This window comes from Pseudomonas sp. GW460-12-10-14-TSB1 (assembly GCF_017349775.1).
GTDB classification, from domain to species: Bacteria; Pseudomonadota; Gammaproteobacteria; order Pseudomonadales; family Pseudomonadaceae; genus Aquipseudomonas; species Aquipseudomonas piscium.
Genome location: NZ_JACNAC010000047.1, coordinates 13189 through 32213, shown reverse-complemented (window position 1 = coordinate 32213; position 19025 = coordinate 13189). Strand labels below are relative to the sequence as shown.

At 62.3% G+C, this 19025-nt stretch carries 13 protein-coding genes; 11 read left to right on the top strand and 2 right to left on the bottom strand.

The annotated features are described in order from the left end of the window. Positions 1-40: 40 nt before the first annotated feature. Both J4D52_RS22970 and J4D52_RS22965 read right to left on the bottom strand, forming a co-directional pair. A complete protein-coding gene (locus J4D52_RS22970; RefSeq protein ID WP_009047096.1) occupies positions 41-1435 on the bottom strand; it encodes a PhoH family protein in 1395 nt (464 codons plus the stop codon). 348 nt (positions 1436-1783) lie between these two features. Beyond that, positions 1784-2908 (bottom strand): polysaccharide deacetylase family protein, encoded by a 1125-nt coding sequence (locus tag J4D52_RS22965; protein WP_102677541.1) that lies wholly within the window; start codon positions 2906-2908, stop codon positions 1784-1786. Between the two features lie 227 nt (positions 2909-3135). Here J4D52_RS22965 and yaaA point away from each other — a divergent pair, with 227 nt between their 5' ends. From yaaA to J4D52_RS22910, 11 genes are all read left to right on the top strand, one after another. After that, positions 3136-3915 carry a peroxide stress protein YaaA gene (yaaA, locus tag J4D52_RS22960; RefSeq protein WP_009047094.1) on the top strand — a complete coding sequence of 260 codons (780 nt, stop codon included), beginning with the start codon at positions 3136-3138 and terminating at the stop codon, positions 3913-3915. 812 nt (positions 3916-4727) lie between these two features. Next, on the top strand, positions 4728-6044 hold the full coding sequence (locus J4D52_RS22955) for a nucleotide sugar dehydrogenase (RefSeq protein ID WP_025806511.1): 1317 nt from the start codon (positions 4728-4730) through the stop codon (positions 6042-6044). Between the two features lie 205 nt (positions 6045-6249). Continuing rightward, positions 6250-7731, top strand: coding sequence for a mannuronan synthase (alg8, locus tag J4D52_RS22950; protein WP_371860308.1), 1482 nt, complete (start codon positions 6250-6252; stop codon positions 7729-7731). Positions 7732-7766: 35 nt separating this feature from the next. Then, positions 7767-8936, top strand: a complete 1170-nt coding sequence (locus J4D52_RS22945) for an alginate biosynthesis protein Alg44 (protein WP_025806509.1) — start codon at positions 7767-7769, stop codon at positions 8934-8936. A gap of 75 nt (positions 8937-9011) precedes the next feature. Beyond that, positions 9012-10388, top strand: a complete 1377-nt coding sequence (algK, locus tag J4D52_RS22940) for an alginate biosynthesis TPR repeat lipoprotein AlgK (RefSeq protein WP_241190629.1) — start codon at positions 9012-9014, stop codon at positions 10386-10388. Further along, a complete protein-coding gene (locus J4D52_RS22935) occupies positions 10385-11908 on the top strand; it encodes an alginate export family protein (protein ID WP_063428470.1) in 1524 nt (507 codons plus the stop codon). Before algK ends, J4D52_RS22935 begins: the two co-directional genes overlap by 4 nt. A 38-nt stretch (positions 11909-11946) precedes the next feature. Continuing rightward, entirely contained in the window at positions 11947-13539 is a 1593-nt protein-coding gene (algG, locus tag J4D52_RS22930) for a mannuronan 5-epimerase AlgG (protein WP_173678559.1), read from the top strand. 11 nt (positions 13540-13550) lie between these two features. Beyond that, a complete protein-coding gene (locus tag J4D52_RS22925) occupies positions 13551-14999 on the top strand; it encodes an alginate O-acetyltransferase (protein WP_063429366.1) in 1449 nt (482 codons plus the stop codon). Between the two features lie 7 nt (positions 15000-15006). Beyond that, positions 15007-16131 (top strand): mannuronate-specific alginate lyase, encoded by a 1125-nt coding sequence (locus tag J4D52_RS22920; RefSeq protein ID WP_063428466.1) that lies wholly within the window; start codon positions 15007-15009, stop codon positions 16129-16131. Between the two features lie 130 nt (positions 16132-16261). Then, a complete protein-coding gene (locus J4D52_RS22915) occupies positions 16262-17827 on the top strand; it encodes an MBOAT family protein (RefSeq protein WP_102677542.1) in 1566 nt (521 codons plus the stop codon). An 11-nt stretch (positions 17828-17838) separates the two neighbouring features. Further along, the gene (locus tag J4D52_RS22910) at positions 17839-19014 is read left to right on the top strand and encodes an alginate O-acetyltransferase (RefSeq protein WP_063428462.1); all 1176 of its coding nucleotides are present in this window, start codon (positions 17839-17841) and stop codon (positions 19012-19014) included. Positions 19015-19025 lie beyond the last annotated feature (11 nt).

The window sequence follows — 19025 nt, the reverse complement described above, 5'->3', positions numbered from 1 at the left end:
AAAAACGGGCGGCCTTGCGGCCGCCCGTTTTTGTGAGGGGTTACAGATGGGATTCGGCGTATTCGGCCAGAATCGAGCGGGGAACCCCTTGCAGGGTGATATGCACCCCGTTGGGGAAGTCCTTGAAGCGTTCAGTCAGGTAGGTCAGCCCGGAGCTGGTCGCGGACAGGTAAGGGGTATCGATCTGCGCCAGGTTGCCCAGGCACACCACTTTGGAACCGGCGCCGGCACGGGTGATGATGGTTTTCATCTGGTGCGGGGTGAGGTTCTGGCATTCGTCGATCAGGATCAGGCTCTGCTGGAAGCTGCGGCCACGAATGTAGTTGAGGGATTTGAACTGCAGCGGCACCTTGCTGAGGATGTAGTCCACGCTGCCATGGGTGTTTTCGTCATCCATGTGCAGGGCTTCGAGGTTGTCGGTGATGGCGCCGAGCCAAGGCTCCATTTTTTCCGCTTCGGTGCCCGGCAGGAAGCCGATCTCCTGGTCCAGCCCCTGCACGCTGCGGGTGGCGATGATGCGCCGATAACGCTTGCTGACCATGGTCTGTTCGATGGCCGCGGCCAGGGCCAGAATGGTCTTGCCCGAACCGGCAGCCCCGGACAGGTTGACCAGATGGATGTCCGGATCAAGCAGGGCGAACAGCGCCAGGCCTTGATAGATGTCGCGCGGTTTCAGGCCCCAGGCTTCCTGGTGCAACAGGGGTTCCTGATGCAGGTCGAGAATCAGCAGCACATCGGCGCGAATCTCCTTGATCCAGCCGACAAAACCCTGTTCGTCGATGATGAATTCGTTGATGTGCACCGCCGGCAGGTTGTCGGTGAGTTGCACCTGGTGCCAGGTGCGGCCGTGGTCCTGGCGGGTTTCCACCTTGCTCACGCGGTCCCAGAAGGAACCGGTCATGTTGTGGAAGCCGTTGGGCAGCAAGGCCACGTCGTCGACCAGTTGGTCGGTGCTGTAGTCCTCGGCGGCGATCCCGCAGGCGCGCGCCTTGAGGCGCATGTTGATGTCTTTGGTCACCAGCACCACGCGCAGCTCCTTGTTGCGCGCATGCAGGTCGATCAACTGGTTGATGATGATGTTGTCGTTGAGGTTTTCCGGCAGCAGGCTGTTGGGCTCCGAGCGCTTGCTCATGAGGATCGACAGCAGGCCTTTGGGGCCGCTCTTGCCACGCTGGATCGGCACACCCAGCTCGACATCTTCCGGCGAGGCCTCACCCAGGGTCTTGTCGATCAGGCGAATGGCCTGGCGGCATTCCGCTGCAACGCTGTGATGGCCGCTCTTGAGCTTGTCGAGTTCCTCCAGGACGATCATCGGGATCGCCACATGGTGTTCTTCGAAGTTCAGCAGGGCGTTTGGATCGTGAATCAATACATTGGTATCGAGTACATAAAGGATTGGCTGGTTGGAGGAAGGGCTACGTCCGTGGTCATCCATACTCGGTCACCTTATGTGGGGGCCAGTCGACGCAATACCATGGCGGTGCTGCGCCTCGAATTGACCGTCGAATTCACCCGCGAAGGTTCGAGTGAAGTGCACACAAAAGGAGTCTTGGGAGACGCCACCTGTGTTGCAGGTTTCGGCGGTCTGACTTCGTAATACTCCAAAACCTGTGACAGGAAAAAGCACTTTGACGCTTTTTTTAAGTTTATTTTGCAGAGTGACGAATAGCCCTTGGCGCGCTGCCCAAGCACCGTTAAAGTCGGAAGTCCGCCTGCCTCGAAATCCTTGCCAAAATCGGCAAAAAATACTCCTCCCCCCGCAAATACGGACCTTTCGTCGTTTCTAGCGAAACGCGTCCTGACAATCCTCCCAACCGATTCCGCTCTGCGCCGTCTGCGTCAGCAGCCAGGGCAATGCCGTCTTCACCGCGTCCTGCCGGGCGTTGAAATTGATCACCCCGTGCCGCCACAACAGCATCAGGGTCAACACCCGCTGGCCGCTCTGCTCGCCCTTGAGCTTGCCGGCGCCGTCCTGCGGATCGATGTCCCACAGCGCCACCTGCAAGCCCTGTGCATTAAAGAAGGCCTGCGCGTCGGCCCGGCGCTGACCGTAGGGCGGACGGAACAACGGCACATAGTTTTCCGGTAGCTTGCCCTTGACCAGTTCGACGCTGCGTTCGATCGAGTCCTGCCAGTCCTGCCAGTGGCTGTGGGAGCGATACTCCCAGCCCTGGACGCCCACGCACTGCTGCGAATACAGGGCCTGCAGATTGGCCACCGAACGCTGTTCCAGGCGGCTCTGCACCTCGCTGCCGAGCACGAAGAAGGTGCCGTTCATGTTCGACTTGCGCAGGTATTCGGTCAGCCAGGGGGCGTTGTCCGGGGCGAGATTGGCGGCGCTGTCGAAGGTCAGCAAGAACAGCCGGTCATTGAGCTCGTCGCCATTGCGCTCGTAGTCGCCAAAACGCTCTATTTCACTGGTGGTCTGGGGAAACAGCGCAGCCTTGCGCAGCAATTCGTCCAGGTACTGCTCATGGAAGGCCCGGCTTGGCTCGGCCCAGCGAGCGTAATAAGAGTCATCGCCCAACTGGAACTTGCCGGCCTGCTCGCGCAGGGTGTCCATGTCTTCCACCAGGAAACAGAAGGAAGCGTCCTGGTCGCAGCTCTGCTGGGCGAAGTTGTAGTTGGCCAGCAATTGCTGCCAGAGCCGCTGGCGAACGGCATCGATCGACGCCATGTTGATGATCCGCAGGCCCAGGCGCTGTTTCAACGAGTCTTCGTCCCAGGCCTCGCTGACCAGCAGGGCGCGGGCAAAGGTGAGGATCTCCGCCCGCGACGCCACATCGAACAGGGTCGGGTTGCTGAGCTGTTCCGGCCAGGTGCTGCGATCCAGGGTCGCCACATCGCTCGGGGCCGCCAGGGCGCCGAAGCTCAACAGCCAGATAGAAAGAAAAAACGCGCTGCGCAAAGGGATGTCTCCATAACAAAACCCGCGCGGCACTATAGCCGATGCGGCGTCCCGCCCCTATTGCCGGCAAGCCGCTCCCCTTCCCTTTATAGAGAGCAGGCTCGCGCCTCCATGCAGCAGGCCATCGCCGATCGACGGACGACCGGCGGCACGCCCTATTGCCTTCATAGGTGGAGTCAAACCGCCCAAGCCCCTAGAATCCCCCGACGCTTACAGGAGACGACTTCATGCTGATGGTGATTTCACCCGCCAAGACCCTCGATTTCGAGACCCCGCCCGTCACTCAACGCTTCACCCAGCCGCAGTACCTCGATCACTCCCAGGAACTGATCCTGCAATTGCGCGAACTGAGCCCGGCGCAAATCAGCGAACTGATGCACGTCTCCGACAAGATCGGCGGCCTCAACGCCGCGCGTTTCGGCAGTTGGACACCGGCCTTCACCCCAGCCAACGCCAAGCAGGCGCTGCTGGCGTTCAAGGGCGACGTGTACACCGGCCTGAATGCCGAAACCCTGAGCGAAGCCGATTTCGACTACGCCCAGCAGCATCTGCGCATGCTCTCCGGCCTGTACGGCCTGCTGCGCCCGCTGGACCTGATGCAGCCTTATCGCCTGGAAATGGGCACCAAGCTGGCCAACGCCCGCGGCAAGGACCTGTACGCCTTCTGGGGCACGCGCATCAGCGAATGGCTCAATGAGGCCCTGGCCGAACAGGGCGACGACCTGCTGCTCAACCTGGCCTCCAACGAATACTTCTCGGCGGTCAAGCGTACGGCGCTGAACGCCCGGATCATCAATACCGAGTTCAAGGACCTGAAGAACGGCCAGTACAAGATCATCAGCTTCTACGCCAAGAAGGCGCGGGGCATGATGAGCCGCTTCGTCATAGAAGAACGCATCAACGACCCGGCGGCGCTCAAGCAATTCGATGTCCAGGGTTACCGCTACAGCGCCGAACAGTCGAAACCCGACAATCTGGTTTTCCTGCGCGATCACGCACCGGAATAACGCACCCGGTCGACGCACTGGTTTCGCGCAAACGAGTGCGTCGACGAGCGGTCACTTTCCTCTTTGACTCCCGCCAAAACGCCAAACAATTGGCGCCAAAATATTTTCTTCTGAATTTATAACTTTTGTTTCACTCGACAGAGGTCATTTTTTTCAGTAGTGGCACGCAAAATTTTTATCGGTAGTGGCATAAAAATATCCCCGCGCTTTAACTCCCCATAACTAAAGGCTGAAATGGTAAGTGCTATCAATATGAAAGCAGTGCCATCTTTTGCAATATTTCAAGAAATTTCAGAAAACAGGATCAGCGGTCTGGAACTATGTCCTGAACCACCGCTCATACCACCGGTAACGATTCTCGACGAGTTTGTAGGAGATGACTTACATGGGATCCAAAGACAGTAGCGAAGTTGTCATATTGTCCTGACCTACTGTTCAAGGGCTCGAACTTAGGGTCAATACACAGGAGATAATGCATCATTACTATCCCCTACAAGGCCATGGCATAGCCCGCCTTAAACGCTTCCGGGAGCGTGTAACTACCTGATTACTATGGGCCTTCGCCTATAAATCAGGATTATCGCCAACCTCGGAGCAGCCTTCCAGCAGGAAGGACGGCGACATTTAAGGGCAGCCCCTACAACAAGGCCAAGTTGCGCACAACTTGAGTGCACTTATTTAGACACTCGGAACTTAGTCTGCCTGCACTGGATATCTCAACGCTTGTTCGTTGAACTTCCGAGTGCGTAATTACAGCTGGCAAACATTAACTCCGGCCATCTAATGGCGTGAATAACACAGAGGTAAATGCGATGCGCATCAGCATATTTGGTTTGGGTTACGTCGGCGCGGTATGTGCCGGTTGCCTGTCTGCACGGGGCCATGAGGTCGTTGGCGTCGATGTTGCCAAGGACAAGATCGACATGATCAACGCAGGCCGTTCGCCGATCGTTGAACCGGGTCTGGGTGAACTTCTGGCGCAAGGTATTCAAACCGGTCGTCTGCGCGGAACCACCAACTTCGCCGAGGCGATTCGCGACACCGACTTGTCGATGATCTGTGTCGGCACGCCAAGCAAGAAGAACGGTGACCTGGAACTCAACTACATCGAAGCGGTATGCCGCGAGATCGGTTTTGTCCTGCGTGACAAGACTTCCCGCCACACCATCGTGGTGCGCAGTACCGTACTGCCGGGCACCGTGGCCAACGTGGTGATCCCGATTCTCGAAGACTGCTCCGGCAAGAAGGCCGGCGTCGACTTCGGCGTCGCGGTCAACCCTGAATTCCTGCGTGAAAGCACCGCGATCAAGGACTACGACTTCCCACCGATGACCGTGATCGGCGAGTTCGACAAGGCTTCGGGCGACGTCCTGCAATCGCTGTACGAAGAGCTCGACGCACCGATCATCCGCAAGGACATCGCCGTCGCCGAGATGATCAAGTACACCTGCAACGTGTGGCACGCCACCAAGGTGACCTTCGCCAACGAGATCGGCAACATCGCCAAGGCCGTCGGCGTCGACGGTCGTGAAGTGATGGACGTGGTCTGCCAGGACAAGACCCTCAACCTGTCCCAGTACTACATGCGCCCAGGCTTCGCCTTCGGCGGTTCCTGCCTGCCCAAGGACGTGCGCGCCCTGACCTTCCGCGCCGGTTCCCTGGACATCGAAGCGCCGCTGCTCAACTCGCTGATGCGCAGTAACGAGTCCCAGGTGCAGAACGCCTTCGACATCGTCTCCAGCCACGAAAAACGCAAAGTCGCCCTGCTCGGCCTGAGCTTCAAGGCCGGTACCGACGACCTGCGCGAAAGCCCGCTGGTGGAGCTGGCGGAAATGCTGATCGGCAAGGGCTTCGACCTGAGCATCTACGACAGCAACGTCGAGTACGCCCGCGTCCACGGTGCCAACAAGGACTACATCGAGTCCAAGATCCCCCACGTCTCGTCCCTGCTCAACGCGGACTTCGACTCGGTGATCGACAACTGCGACGTGATCATCCTCGGCAACCGCGACGAGAAGTTCCGCGCCCTGGCCGAAGAAGTGCCGCATGGCAAACAGGTCATCGACCTGGTCGGGTTCATGTCCAAGGCCACCAGCGCGAGTGGCCGGACCGAAGGCATCTGCTGGTAAGCCGGCAGATTCGGGAAGCACGGCAACCGCTTCGCGGTTGATCGCGAGCAAGCTCGCTCCTGCAAGGATCGCATCGCACCTGCAGGAGCCAGTTTGCTGGCGATGGCGTCCGCAAGGGCGCCAACGCCACCCCGGCTTTTTTCGCCTGCCTTAACCCCATCGGGCCACCCCACAGGCTCGCCCGAGATCGAGACGGATGCAGATTATGCACAGGCTAAAGCACGGCCTACTCCAGGCCGCAGGTTGGCTGTTTTTCTTGAGTTTACTGATGGGTCTCGCCCTGGCGTTGCCCGCGTCCACATTCGACTCCGAATCGAAGGACTTCATCTTCCTGATTGGCGCCGTGGGTATCTGGCGCTACTCGATGGGTGCCACGCATTTCGTGCGCGGCATGCTGTTTCTCTACGTGGTCTACCCGCACCTGCGCCGCAAGGTCCGCAAGCTGGGCAAGGCTGCCGATCCGTCCCATGTGTACCTGATGGTCACCAGCTTCCGGATCGACGCCCTGACCACCGCCCAGGTCTATGGCTCGGTGATCCGTGAAGCCATCGACTGCGGCTTCCCCACCACCGTGGTCTGCTCGATCGTGGAAATGTCCGACGAGCTGCTGGTGAAAAGCCTCTGGGCCCGCATGAACCCGCCGGCCCACGTCAAGCTCGACTTCGTGCGCATCCCCGGCACCGGCAAGCGCGACGGCCTGGCCTTCGGTTTCCGCGCCATCTCCCGCCACCTGCCGGACGACCGTGCCGTGGTGGCGGTGATCGACGGCGACACCGTGCTCGGCGAAGGCGTGGTGCGCAAGACCGTGCCCTGGTTCCAGTTGTTCGGCAACGTCGGCGGCCTGACCACCAACGAGTTCTGCGAAGTGCGCGGCGGCTACATCATGAGCGAGTGGCACAAGCTGCGCTTCGCCCAGCGCCACATCAACATGTGCTCCATGGCCCTATCCAAGCGCGTGCTGACCATGACCGGACGCATGTCGGTGTTCCGCGCCAGCGTGGTCACCAACCCGGACTTCATCGCCGACGTGGAAAGCGATTCGCTGCAACACTGGCGCCTGGGCCGCTTCAAGTTCCTCACCGGCGACGACAAGTCCAGCTGGTTCAGCCTGATGCGCCTGGGCTACGACACCTTCTACGTGCCCGATGCGGCGATCAACACCGTGGAACACCCGCCGGAGAAGAGTTTCATCAAGGCCAGCCGCAAGCTGATGTTCCGCTGGTACGGCAACAACCTGCGGCAGAACTCCCGGGCCCTGGGCCTGGGCCTCAAACGCCTGGGGCTGTTCACCAGCGTGGTGCTGTTCGACCAGCGCGTGTCGATGTGGACCTCCTTGCTGGGCCTGACCGTGGCGCTGATCGCCAGCTTCAAGTACGGCACCGCCTTCATCCTGGTGTACCTGCTGTGGATCGGTATCACCCGCCTGCTGCTGACCCTGCTGCTGTCCTGTTCGGGGCACCGGATCGGCCCGGCCTACCCGGCGATTCTCTATTACAACCAGATCGTCGGAGCCCTGGTGAAGATCTACGTGTTCTTCCGCCTCGACCAACAGTCCTGGACCCGCCAACCGACTGCTCTGTCCCGTGACCTCGCCAGCTTTCAACGTTGGTTCAACACCTGGTCGTCTCGGACCATGACCTTCTCCGCCGGCAGCATTTTCGTCGCCGCGCTGCTGATGATGGTCTGACCCGCCTTGCCTGAATTAACTAGGAAATCGCCCTTATGAACACCGCCGTGAACGTCAACGTAGTGCATGAATCCGAAGCCCAACGCCAACACGCCCGGGTCAAAATCCCAGCCAAGCTGCGCTTCTTCGGCCCCGACCGGACCCCGGTCGAAGCGCGGGTCATCGACCTTTCCGCCGGCGGCCTGAGCTTCAACTGCGGGCAGCTGCCGATCAAGGTCGGCGACGTGCACAAGGGTCGCCTGCAGTTCGTCATCGACAACCTCGGGCTGGCCATGGACGTGGAGCTGCTGGTGCGTTCAGTGGATCGCCCGAGCGGCCGTGTCGGTTGCCAGTTCCAGAACCTCGAGCCCCGGGACATCTCGACCCTGCGCCAGCTGATCACCTCGCACCTGGCCGGCGACATCGTGACCATGGGCGACGTGCTCGCCACCCTGCAGCGCGACAACTTCACCAAGGCGCGCAAGACCAAGGACGCCGGCCACGGCATGAGCGCCCTGGGCCGCCTGCGCGCGGTGACCTTCAGCGCCGGGATCTTCGTCGTCGGCCTGGCGGCCTTCGGTTTCATCCTCAAGTCGGTGTACGGCATGTACTTCGTCAGCCACGCCCAGGCCGGCCTGGTCAGCGCGCCGGGGATGAACGTCACCATGCCGCGCGACGGCACCGTGCAGAGCTTGATCCAGGCCGACGGCGTGGCCGCCAAGGGCGCCCCGCTGGCGACCTTCAGCACCAGCATGCTCGACGTGCTCAAGGGCCACCTGAACGAAGACCAGCTGCAACCGGCCAAGGTCGAGGAACTGTTCGGCAAGCAGATGACCGGCACCCTGACCTCGCCCTGCGACTGCACCGTGGCCCAACAGATGGTTGCCGACGGCCAGTACGCCAGCAAGGGCGACGTGATCTTCCAACTGGTGCCGCGCAACAGCCAGGCCAACATCGAGGCGCGTTTCTCCTACCGCCAGTTCGCCGACGTGCGTCCGGGGACCAAGGTCAGCTTCCAGATCGCCGGCGAAGACGAGGTGCGCACCGGCACCATCGTCAGCAGCACCAGCCTCAACAGCAGCGACCTGTCCTCGGACATTCGTGTGCAGATCAAGCCTGACGCCCCGCTGAGCAGCGCCTTCGCCGGCCGACCGGTGGAAGTCAGCAGCGACCGCGGCCCATCCGTGAACTGGCTGATCGACAAAGCCATGGCTGCCGGTCTCTAAGCGGAGGACATGCCTGTGACTAGCCTTCCCCTCGACACGCGCAGCGCTCGCGCCCCCTCCCAGGGTCGCCGCGCGCTGGCCCTGTGCTCGCTGGCCCTGGCCGTGAGCCTGGCCGGTTGCGCCGGCCTGCCCGACCAGCGCCTGGCCAACGAAGCCCTGAAGCGCGGCGACACCGTGCTCGCGGAGCAGAACTACCGGCAACTGGCGGACCTGGGCTACAGCGACGCCCAGGTCGGCCTGGCCGATATCCAGATGGAAACCCGCGACCCGGCGAAGATCAAGCAAGCCGAGGCGACCTACCGCGCCGCGGCCGACACCTCACCGCGGGCCCAGGCGCGCCTGGGCCGCCTGCTGGTGGCCAAGCCCGGCTCCACCGAGGCCGAGCATCACGAAGCCGAAGGCCTGCTGAAAAAGGCCTTCGCCAACGGTGAAGGCAACACCCTGATCCCGCTGGCGATGCTCTACCTGCAATATCCGCAGAGCTTCCCGAAGGTCAACGCCCAACAGCAGATCAGCCAATGGCGCAGCGCCGGCTACCCGGAAGCCGGCCTGGCCCAGGTACTGCTGTACCGCACCCAGGGCACCTACGACCAACACCTGGCCGAGGTGGAAACCATCTGCAAGGCGGCGCTGAACGTCACCGATATCTGCTACGTCGAACTGGCCACCGTCTACCAGAAACGCGGCCAGCCGGAGCAACAGGCCGAGCTGCTGAAACAGCTGCAGGCCGGCTACGCCCGTGGTGCCATCAGCGCGCAACGAGTGGACAGCGTGGCCCGGGTGCTGGGCGATGCCAGCCTGGGCAAGACCGACGAGAAAACCGCGCAGGCGCTGCTGGAGCCGATCGCTCCCGGCTACCCGGCTTCCTGGGTCAGCCTGGCGCAACTGCTCTACGATTTCCCCGAACTGGGCGACGTCGACAAGATGATGCAGTACCTGGACAACGGTCGCGCCGCCGACCAGCCCCGCGCCGAACTGCTGCTGGGCAAGCTCTACTACGAAGGCAAGATGGTCCCGGCCGACGCCAAGGTCGCCGAAGAACACTTCAAGAAGGCCCAGGGCAAGGAAGTCGCCGCCGACTACTACCTCGGCCAGATCTACCGCCGTGGCTACCTGGGCCAGGTCTATCCGCAAAAGGCCCTGGACCACCTGCTGACCGCCGCGCGCAACGGCCAGAACAGCGCCGATTTCGCCATCGCCCAGCTGTTCTCCCAGGGCAAGGGCACCAAGCCCGACCCGCTCAACGCCTATGTCTTCAGCCAGCTGGCCAAGACCCAGGACACCCCGCAAGCCAACGAGCTTGCGCAACAACTCGAAGCCCAACTGCCGCCAGGCCAACGCGCCGAGGCCCAACGCCTGCTGCAACAGGAGCAGGCCGTGCGTGGTGCCTTGAGCCAGAACACGTTGGAACTGCACGCGCTGCAGGAAGAAGACGGTGAGGAATCCCTATGAAGTTCACTCCACTCAACAACGCCGCCCCTACGGAAAAACTGTTCAGCCTGTCGAAGCTGGGCGTGGCCCTGGGTTTTGCCCTGCTCTGGTCCAACCCGACGCTGGCAGCCGTCACCGACACCAAGAACTTCGGCCTGGACGTGAAGATCACCGGCCAGTCCGAAGACGATCGTGACCTCGGCACCCTGGGCGGTGGCGACGTCAACGGCGTCGGCCTCGACCTGCGTCCCTGGGTGTACGGCGAGAGCGGCAACTGGAGCGCCTACGCCATGGGCCAGGCGGTGACCTCCACCGACATCATCGAGACCGACACCCTGCAGCAGTCCGACGGCGCCAGCACCGAAAGCAGCAACAACAGCGATCGCAAGAGCAAGAAGAACTACCTGGCGATGCGCGAGTTCTGGATCGGCTACAGCGGCCTCACCCCCTACCCGGGCGAGCAGTTGAAGTTCGGTCGCCAGCGCCTGCGCAACGACGACGGCCAATGGCGCGACACCAACATCGAAGCCCTCAACTGGACCTTCGACACCACCCTGCTGCGCGCCAACGCCGGCATCGCCGAGCGCTTCAGCGAATACCGCACCGACCTCAAGGAGCTGGCGCCGGAAGACAAGGATCGCCTGCACGTCTACGGCGATGTGGCCTACCAGTGGACTCCGGGGCATTGGGCCGGCGTCCGCGCCCACCACAGCCACGACGACGGCAAGCTCGACTACCCGGTTCCGGGCGAAGCCACCGACTCCCTGGACAAGCGCCAGAACGGCGACCTGACCTGGCTCGGCCTGGAAGCCAACAGCGACGCCTACAACTGGCGCAACACCAACACAGTCAACTACTGGGCGAGCATCACCGGCATGAGCGGCGACCGCGACAAGGTCAACGCGCTGAACGCCGACGGCACCCGCCCGGCCCAGGCCAAGAGCGGCGAGAGCCTCGACGGCTGGGCCACCGACCTCGGCGTGCGCCTGCGCCTGGACCCGAAATGGCAGGTCGGCGCGGCCTACGCCCGCGCCAGCGGCGACTACGAACAGAACGGCCTGGAAAGCAACCGCTCGAACTACACCGGGACCCGCTCGCGGGTGCACCGTTTCGGCGAAGCCTTCCGCGGCGAAATGAACAACATGCAGACCGCCACCCTGTTCGGTTCCTGGATGCTCGCCGACGAATACGACGCCAGCCTGATCTACCACAAGTTCTGGCGCGTGGACGGCAACAAGCCGGTGGGCAGCAACGGTATCAACGCCGTGGAAAACAACTACGACGACGCCACCGGCGCCCTGCTCTCCAGCTCGTCCCTGCCACTGCGCGATGGCGAGAAAGACCTCGGCCAGGAAGTGGACCTGGTGGTCACCAAGTACTTCAAGCAAGGCCTGCTGCCGGCCGCGCTCAGCCAGTCGATCGACGAGCCTTCGGCGCTGGTGCGCTTTCGTGGCGGCGTGTTCAAGCCGGGCGATGCCTACGGCAAGAACGTCGACTCGTACATGCACCGCGCCTTCGTCGACGTGATCTGGCGCTTCTGATGCGAGCCGCCAAGGGAGTGCCTGAGATGAACAGCCCGATGAACAGCCCAGCGATGAAAGGCTCGATCAGCCTGCTGGCCGGCGCGCTGCTGCTGGCCAGCAGCGCCGCCTTCGCCAATGTCGAACCAGTCCCGGCGACAACCCCAGGCAAGCCATCGACCGTGGCCAAGGGATTGCAACAGGCCAAGACCTACACCGTCAGCAGCGCGCCGACCGCGCCGCTGAACCTGGCCAAGCCGACCCTGCCCGACCTCTCCGGCTACACCGCTGAAGCGGCGGCGGCGAAGATCGTGCGCAGCAAGCCCGGCAAGATCAGCGTGCGCCGCATGATGCAGGAAGACGCGCTGAAGGACTTTATCGGCGGTGACAACAAGATGGCCGAATGGGTGGTGCGCCAGCACGGCATCCCCCAGGCGATCTTCATCGACGACGGTTACGTCAACCTCAAGGAGTTGGCGAAGAAGCTGCCCAAGCAGTACATCAGCGAAACCTCGCCGGGCGTGTACCTGGCGCGGCTGCCGATCGTGGTCGGGCGCAACGGCATCCTGGAAATCGACAAGCAGACCCAGGAGCTGCGCCTGTCCCAGGAAGGCGGTTCGTTCCTGGTCAACGACGGCCAGCTGTTCGTGCGCGATACCAAGGTCACCGGCTGGCGCGAGAAGGACAACGGCCCGGCAACCTTCAACTCGCCCAAGGAATTCCGTCCGTTCCTGCTGGCCTGGGGCGGCACCGAGACCTACATCGTCAACAGCAAGATGGCCAGCTTCGGCTACGCCAACAGTAAGTCCTACGGCGTGAGTATTTCCCAGTACACGCCGAACATGGCCAAGGTGCTCAAGCGCCCCGAACCCACCGGCTGGATCATCGGCTCGGAGTTCTCGGACATGTGGTACGGCTTCTACTGCTACGAGACCCGCGACTTCGTGGTCAAGGGCAACACCTACAAGGACAACATCGTCTACGGCATCGACCCCCACGACCGTTCGCACCGGCTGATCATTGCCGACAACACCGTCTACGGGACCAAGAAGAAACACGGGATCATCATTTCCCGGGAAGTGAACGACAGCTTCATCTTCAACAACCGCAGCTACGAGAACAAGCTTTCGGGCCTGGTGATCGACCGTAACAGCGTGAACAACCTGATCGCCGACAACGAGATCTACCGCAACCACACCGACGGCATCACCCTCTACGAGAGTGCCGACAACCTGCTGTGGGGCAACAAGGTGATCAGCAACCGTCGCCACGGCATTCGCATTCGCAACAGCGTGAACATCCGCCTGTACGAAAACGTCGCCATGGCCAACGGCCTGACCGGCGTCTACGGCCACATCAAGGACCTGTCCGACACCGACCGTGACATCAAGCTCGACCCGTTCGACGCCCAGGTGTCGCTGATCGTGGTCGGCGGCGAGCTGGCGGCCAACGGCAGCGGCCCGATGTCCATCGACTCGCCATTGAGCGTCGAGCTGTACCGTGTGTCCATGCTCGCCCCGACCAAGAGCAGCGGTATCAGCTTCTCGGGGATCCTCGGCGAGCGCCAGGACGAAATTCTTGACCTGCTGGTGCGCCAGCAGAAAGCCGTGCTGATCGACCCTGTCGAACGCCAGACCGAAATGCGCGATTGAGGATGACTGTCATGCGCCCACACCTGATCAAACTCTTGAGCCTCTCGGCACTGACCGCGGGCATTCTTGCCGCCGGCAACAGCGCCCGCGCCGATGACTCGCAAGCACCGAAATTCACCGCGGAGCCGTGCTGCAACCTGTGCCCGGCGGCCCACGATGCGAAGAACTACACCACCCGCTACCAGCAGAACTTCACCACCCTGGTGCAAGCCCAGGGCGACTGGCTGTTCCGCACCCAGGAAGACCTGCGCACCGAATTCAACACCACGCCGGAAGGTTATCGCCGCCTGCAACAGCTGCACGACGCCTTCAAGAGCAAGGGCGTGGAGCTGGTGCTGGTCTACCAGCCGACCCGTGGCCTGGTGAACCGCAACAAGCTCAACCCGCAGGAGAAGGCCAGCTTCGACTACGACAAGGCGCTGAAAAACTACCAGGGCATGCTCGGCCGTTTCGCCCAGATGGGCTACGTGGTGCCGGACCTGTCGCCGCTGACCAACGAGCAACTGCCGGAGACCCTGCCGGCCCACGATTTCTACTTCCGCGGCGACCAGCACTGGACCCCCTACGGCGCCCAGCGCACCGCGAAGATCGTGGCGCAGAAGGTCAAGCAGCTGCCGGCCTTCGCCGACATTCCCAAGCGTGAGTTCGAGACCCACAAGTCCGGGCGCATGGGCAAGACCGGCACCCTGCACAACATGGCCGGCCAGCTCTGCGGCACCAGCTACGCGATCCAGTACATGGACCAGTTCACCACCGAACCCAAGGGCGAAGCCGGCGACGGCGACCTGTTCGGCGATTCCGGCAACCCGGAAATCACCCTAGTGGGCACCAGCCACAGCGGCAAGAACTACAACTTCGCCGGCTTCCTGCAGGAAGAAATCGGCGCCGACATTCTCAACGTCGCCTTCCCCGGCGGTGGTTTCGAAGGCTCCATGCTGCAGTACCTGGGCAGCGAGGAGTTCCAGACCAAGCCACCGAAGATCCTGATCTGGGAATTCTCGCCGCTGTACCGCCTGGACCAGGAAACCATCTACCGGCAGATGATGGCCCTGCTCGACAACGGCTGCGAAGGCAAGCCGGCGCAAATGAGCGCCAGCGCCACCCTCAAGCCCGGCAAGAACGAGCTGATGGTCAACAGCAAGAACATGGACCTGCGCAACAGCAGCCACCAGGTCGATATCCGCTTCGCCGACACCTCGGTGAAAACCCTGCAAGCCACCCTCTGGTACATGAACGGGCGCCACGAGGACATCAAGATCGACAAACCGGAAACATCCGACACCGACGGGCGTTTCGCCTTTGAACTGCGCACCGACGAAGACTGGGCCTCGCAGAACCTGCTGGCGGTCGAAGTCCAGGGTCCGGAAGCGGGCGCCGCGGCGCAGAAAGTCGAAGCGAAAATTTGCAAACGCAACGTATTCCCGGACGCCGGTCAACGCACCGCGCAAATCGGGCAATGAGGTTCCTATGCAAACCAAAACGCTGAAACAGTTATTGGCCCCGAGCCTGTTGAGCCTGGCGCTGTTCGCCGGCGCAACCCAGGCCGCGGCCCCACTGCGCCCGCCCCAGGGTTATTACGCGCCGGTGGATAAATTCAAGAGCGGCGACCACAGCGAAGGCTGCGACGCCATGCCCGCGCCTTACACCGGCTCGCTGCAGTTTCGCAGCAAGTACGAAGGTTCGGACAAGGCCCGCGCGACCCTCAACGTGCAATCGGAAAAGGCCTTTCGCGACAGCACCGCCGACATCACCAAGATCGAGCGCGGCACCAGCAAGCGGGTGATGCAATTCATGCGCGACGGCCGTCCGGAACAACTGGACTGCACCCTCAGTTGGCTGACCGCCTGGGCCCAGGCCGATGCGCTGATGTCCAAGGACTTCAACCACACCGGCAAGTCCATGCGCAAATGGGCCCTGGGCAGCATGGCCTCGGCCTACCTGCGCCTGAAGTTTTCCGACTCTCACCCGCTGGACACCCACCAGCAGCAAGCGCAACAGATCGAGGCCTGGTTCAGCAAGATGGCCGACCAGGTGGTCAGCGACTGGGACAACCTGCCGCTGGAGCAGACCAACAACCACTCGTACTGGGCCGCCTGGTCGGTGATGGCCACCTCCGTGGCGACCAACCGCCGCGACCTGTTCGACTGGGCCGTGAAGGAATACAAGGTCGGCGCCAACCAGGTCGATGCCGACGGTTTCTTGCCCAACGAACTCAAGCGCCAGCAACGCGCCCTGGCCTATCACAACTACGCCCTGCCGCCGCTGGCGATGATCGCCAGTTTCGCCCAGGTCAACGGCGTCGACCTGCGCCAGGAAAACAACAGCGCGCTGAAACGCCTGGGCGAGCGGGTGCTGGCCGGGGTGAAGGATCCGGATGAGTTCGAGGAGAAGAACGGCAAGGAACAGGACATGACCGACCTCAAGGTCGACTCGAAATTCGCCTGGCTCGAACCCTTCTGCAGCCTCTACACCTGCGCCCCGGATGTGCTCGAACGCAAGCACAAGATGCAACCGTTCAAGACCTTCCGCCTGGGCGGCGACCTGACCAAGGTCTACGACCCCTCGCATGAGAAGGGCAACAAGGGTTCGTGACACCCGCGCGGTGATGGTCAACGCGGACGCCAGACGGCGTCGGTGAATGCAATACGCCTCCCCGGTTTTTCACGGGGGGGTTTGGGGGGGCTCCGGCCCTTTACTGTTGGTCAAACATGGAGAGATCGGGATGGTTTTCTCATCCAATGTGTTCCTGTTCCTGTTCTTGCCGATCTTTCTCGGCTTGTACTACCTGAGCGGGCAACGCTATCGCAACCTGCTGCTGCTGATCGCCAGCTACGTGTTCTATGCCTGGTGGCGGGTGGACTTCCTGGCGCTGTTCGCCGGCGTCACCCTGTGGAACTACTGGATCGGCCTGAAAGTCGGCGCCGCCGGTGTCAGGACCAAGCCGGCCCAACGCTGGCTGCTGCTCGGCGTAGCAGTGGACCTGTGCATCCTCGGCTACTTCAAGTACGCCAACTTCGGCGTGGACAGCCTCAACGCGATCATGACCTCCATGGGTCTGGAGCCGTTCATCCTGACCCACGTGCTGTTGCCGATCGGTATCTCGTTCTACATCTTCGAGTCCATCAGCTACATCATCGACGTCTACCGCGGCGACACCCCGGCGACCCGCAACCTGATCGACTTCGCGGCGTTCGTGGCGATCTTCCCGCACCTGATCGCCGGCCCCGTGCTGCGCTTTCGCGACCTGGCCGACCAGTTCAACAACCGCACCCACACCCTGGACAAGTTCTCCGAAGGCTGCACGCGCTTCATGCAGGGCTTCATCAAGAAAGTGTTCATCGCCGACACCCTGGCGGTGGTCGCCGACCATTGCTTCGCCCTGCAGAACCCGACCACGGGCGACGCCTGGCTGGGCGCCCTGGCCTACACCGCGCAGCTGTACTTCGACTTCTCCGGCTACAGCGACATGGCCATCGGCCTGGGTCTGATGATGGGTTTTCGCTTCATGGAAAACTTCAAGCAGCCCTATATCAGCCAGTCGATCACCGAGTTCTGGCGGCGCTGGCACATCAGCCTGTCCACCTGGCTGCGGGACTACCTGTACATCACCCTGGGCGGCAACCGCAAAGGCACGCTGATGACCTATCGCAACCTGTTCCTGACCATGCTGCTCGGTGGTCTGTGGCACGGCGCGAACATCACCTACGTGGTCTGGGGCGCCTGGCACGGCATGTGGCTGGCGATCGAGAAGGCCCTGGGCATCAACACCACGCCACGCAGCCTGAACCCGATCCGCTGGGCGCTGACCTTCCTGCTGGTGGTGATGGGCTGGGTAATCTTCCGCGCCGAGAACCTGCATGTCGCCGGGCGCATGTACGGCGCCATGTTCAGCTTCGGCGACTGGTCGCTGTCGGAACTCAACCGCGCCAGCCTCACCGGCCTGCAAGTGGCGACCCTGGTCGTGGCCTACGCCACCCTGGCGTTCTTCGGCCTGCGTGACCTGTATCGCAACCCGATGCCGGTCAAGAGCAAGCCTGAAGTCAACACCGAGGCCAACGGTCCGGCCACCGCCCAGCCAGGCCTGATCAAGGCCGTACCGGGGGACAAGCCGGGCAGCATCCACCAGCCGGGCTACAGCGTGGGCATCGAAGCCCAGGTACAGCCGGCCTACTGGGTCGCCGACTGGCCGCGTTATGTGATGCGCACCCTGGTGCTGCTGCTGTTCATCGCCTCGATTCTCAAACTCTCGGCGCAAAGCTTCTCGCCGTTCCTTTACTTCCAGTTCTGAGGGATCTGACCATGACCCGCTCATTACGCGTCTTCTACATCGCCCTGTTCCTGGTGACCCTGATGGTCCTGGGCCTGTGGTCGGTGCGCAGCTTCTTTGGCTTCAGCACCAGCAACGACGCCACCGTGCTCAACGGTCGCTGGGCCAAGGCCGTGGAAACCCACTACGACGACGAGTTCCCGATCAAGCGCCTGGGCACCAACCTGTGGGCGGCCCTGGACTTCAAGCTGTTCAACGAAGGTCGTCCCGGCGTGGTGCTCGGCCGCGACCAGTGGCTGTACAGCGATGAAGAGTTCCACCCGATCGTCAACGAAGAACTCAACCTGCAAGGCAACTACGCGCTGGTCGAAGGCGTGCGCCAGGCCCTGAAAGAGAAAGGCGTGAAACTGGTGATGGCGATCGTGCCGGCCAAGGTGCGCCTGTACCCGGAACACCTGGGCGACGTCCAGCCGGCCAGCATCCACGCCAACCTCTATAAGGACTTCCACGCCCGCGTGGCGGCCGACAAGATCCTCGCCCCCGACCTGCTGGGCCCGCTGCAACAGGCCAAGCAGAACGGCCAGCAAGTGTTCCTGCGCACCGACACCCACTGGACCCCGGCCGGCGCCGAAGTCGCCGCCAACCAGTTGGCCAAGGCGATTGCCGAAAAGGCACCGCTGATGGGCCAGCCGCAACGCTTCGTCACCGAAGCCGAGCAGACCGTGGTGCACAAGGGCGACCTGCGCCTGTTCCTGCCCCTGGACCCGCTGTTCGAGGACCTGATGCCGGCCAAGGAGCCGCTGCAAAAACGCGTGACCCGCGCCGCCGACGATCAGCCGGCCGCCGACGACGCACTGTTCGCCGACAACGAAGTGCCGGTGGCCCTGGTGGGCACCAGCTACAGCGCCAACCCCAACTGGAACTTCGTCGGCGCGCTCAAAGAGGCCCTGCACAGCGACGTGGTCAGCTACGCCGAGGACGGCCACGGCCCGGTGCTGCCGATGCTCAGCTACCTGAAAAGCGATGCCTTCAAGAACAGCCCGCCCCAGGTGCTGATCTGGGAATTCCCCGAACGATATCTGCCGGTCAATAACGATATCGGCGACGCCGACCCGCAGTGGGTCGCAGAGCTCAAACAAGCCGGCGCCCGCCAACAGAACGTAGCTGCACTCAACAAATCCGAGACGCCCGATCGGGCGCAAAACTGAAAGAGAGGTGA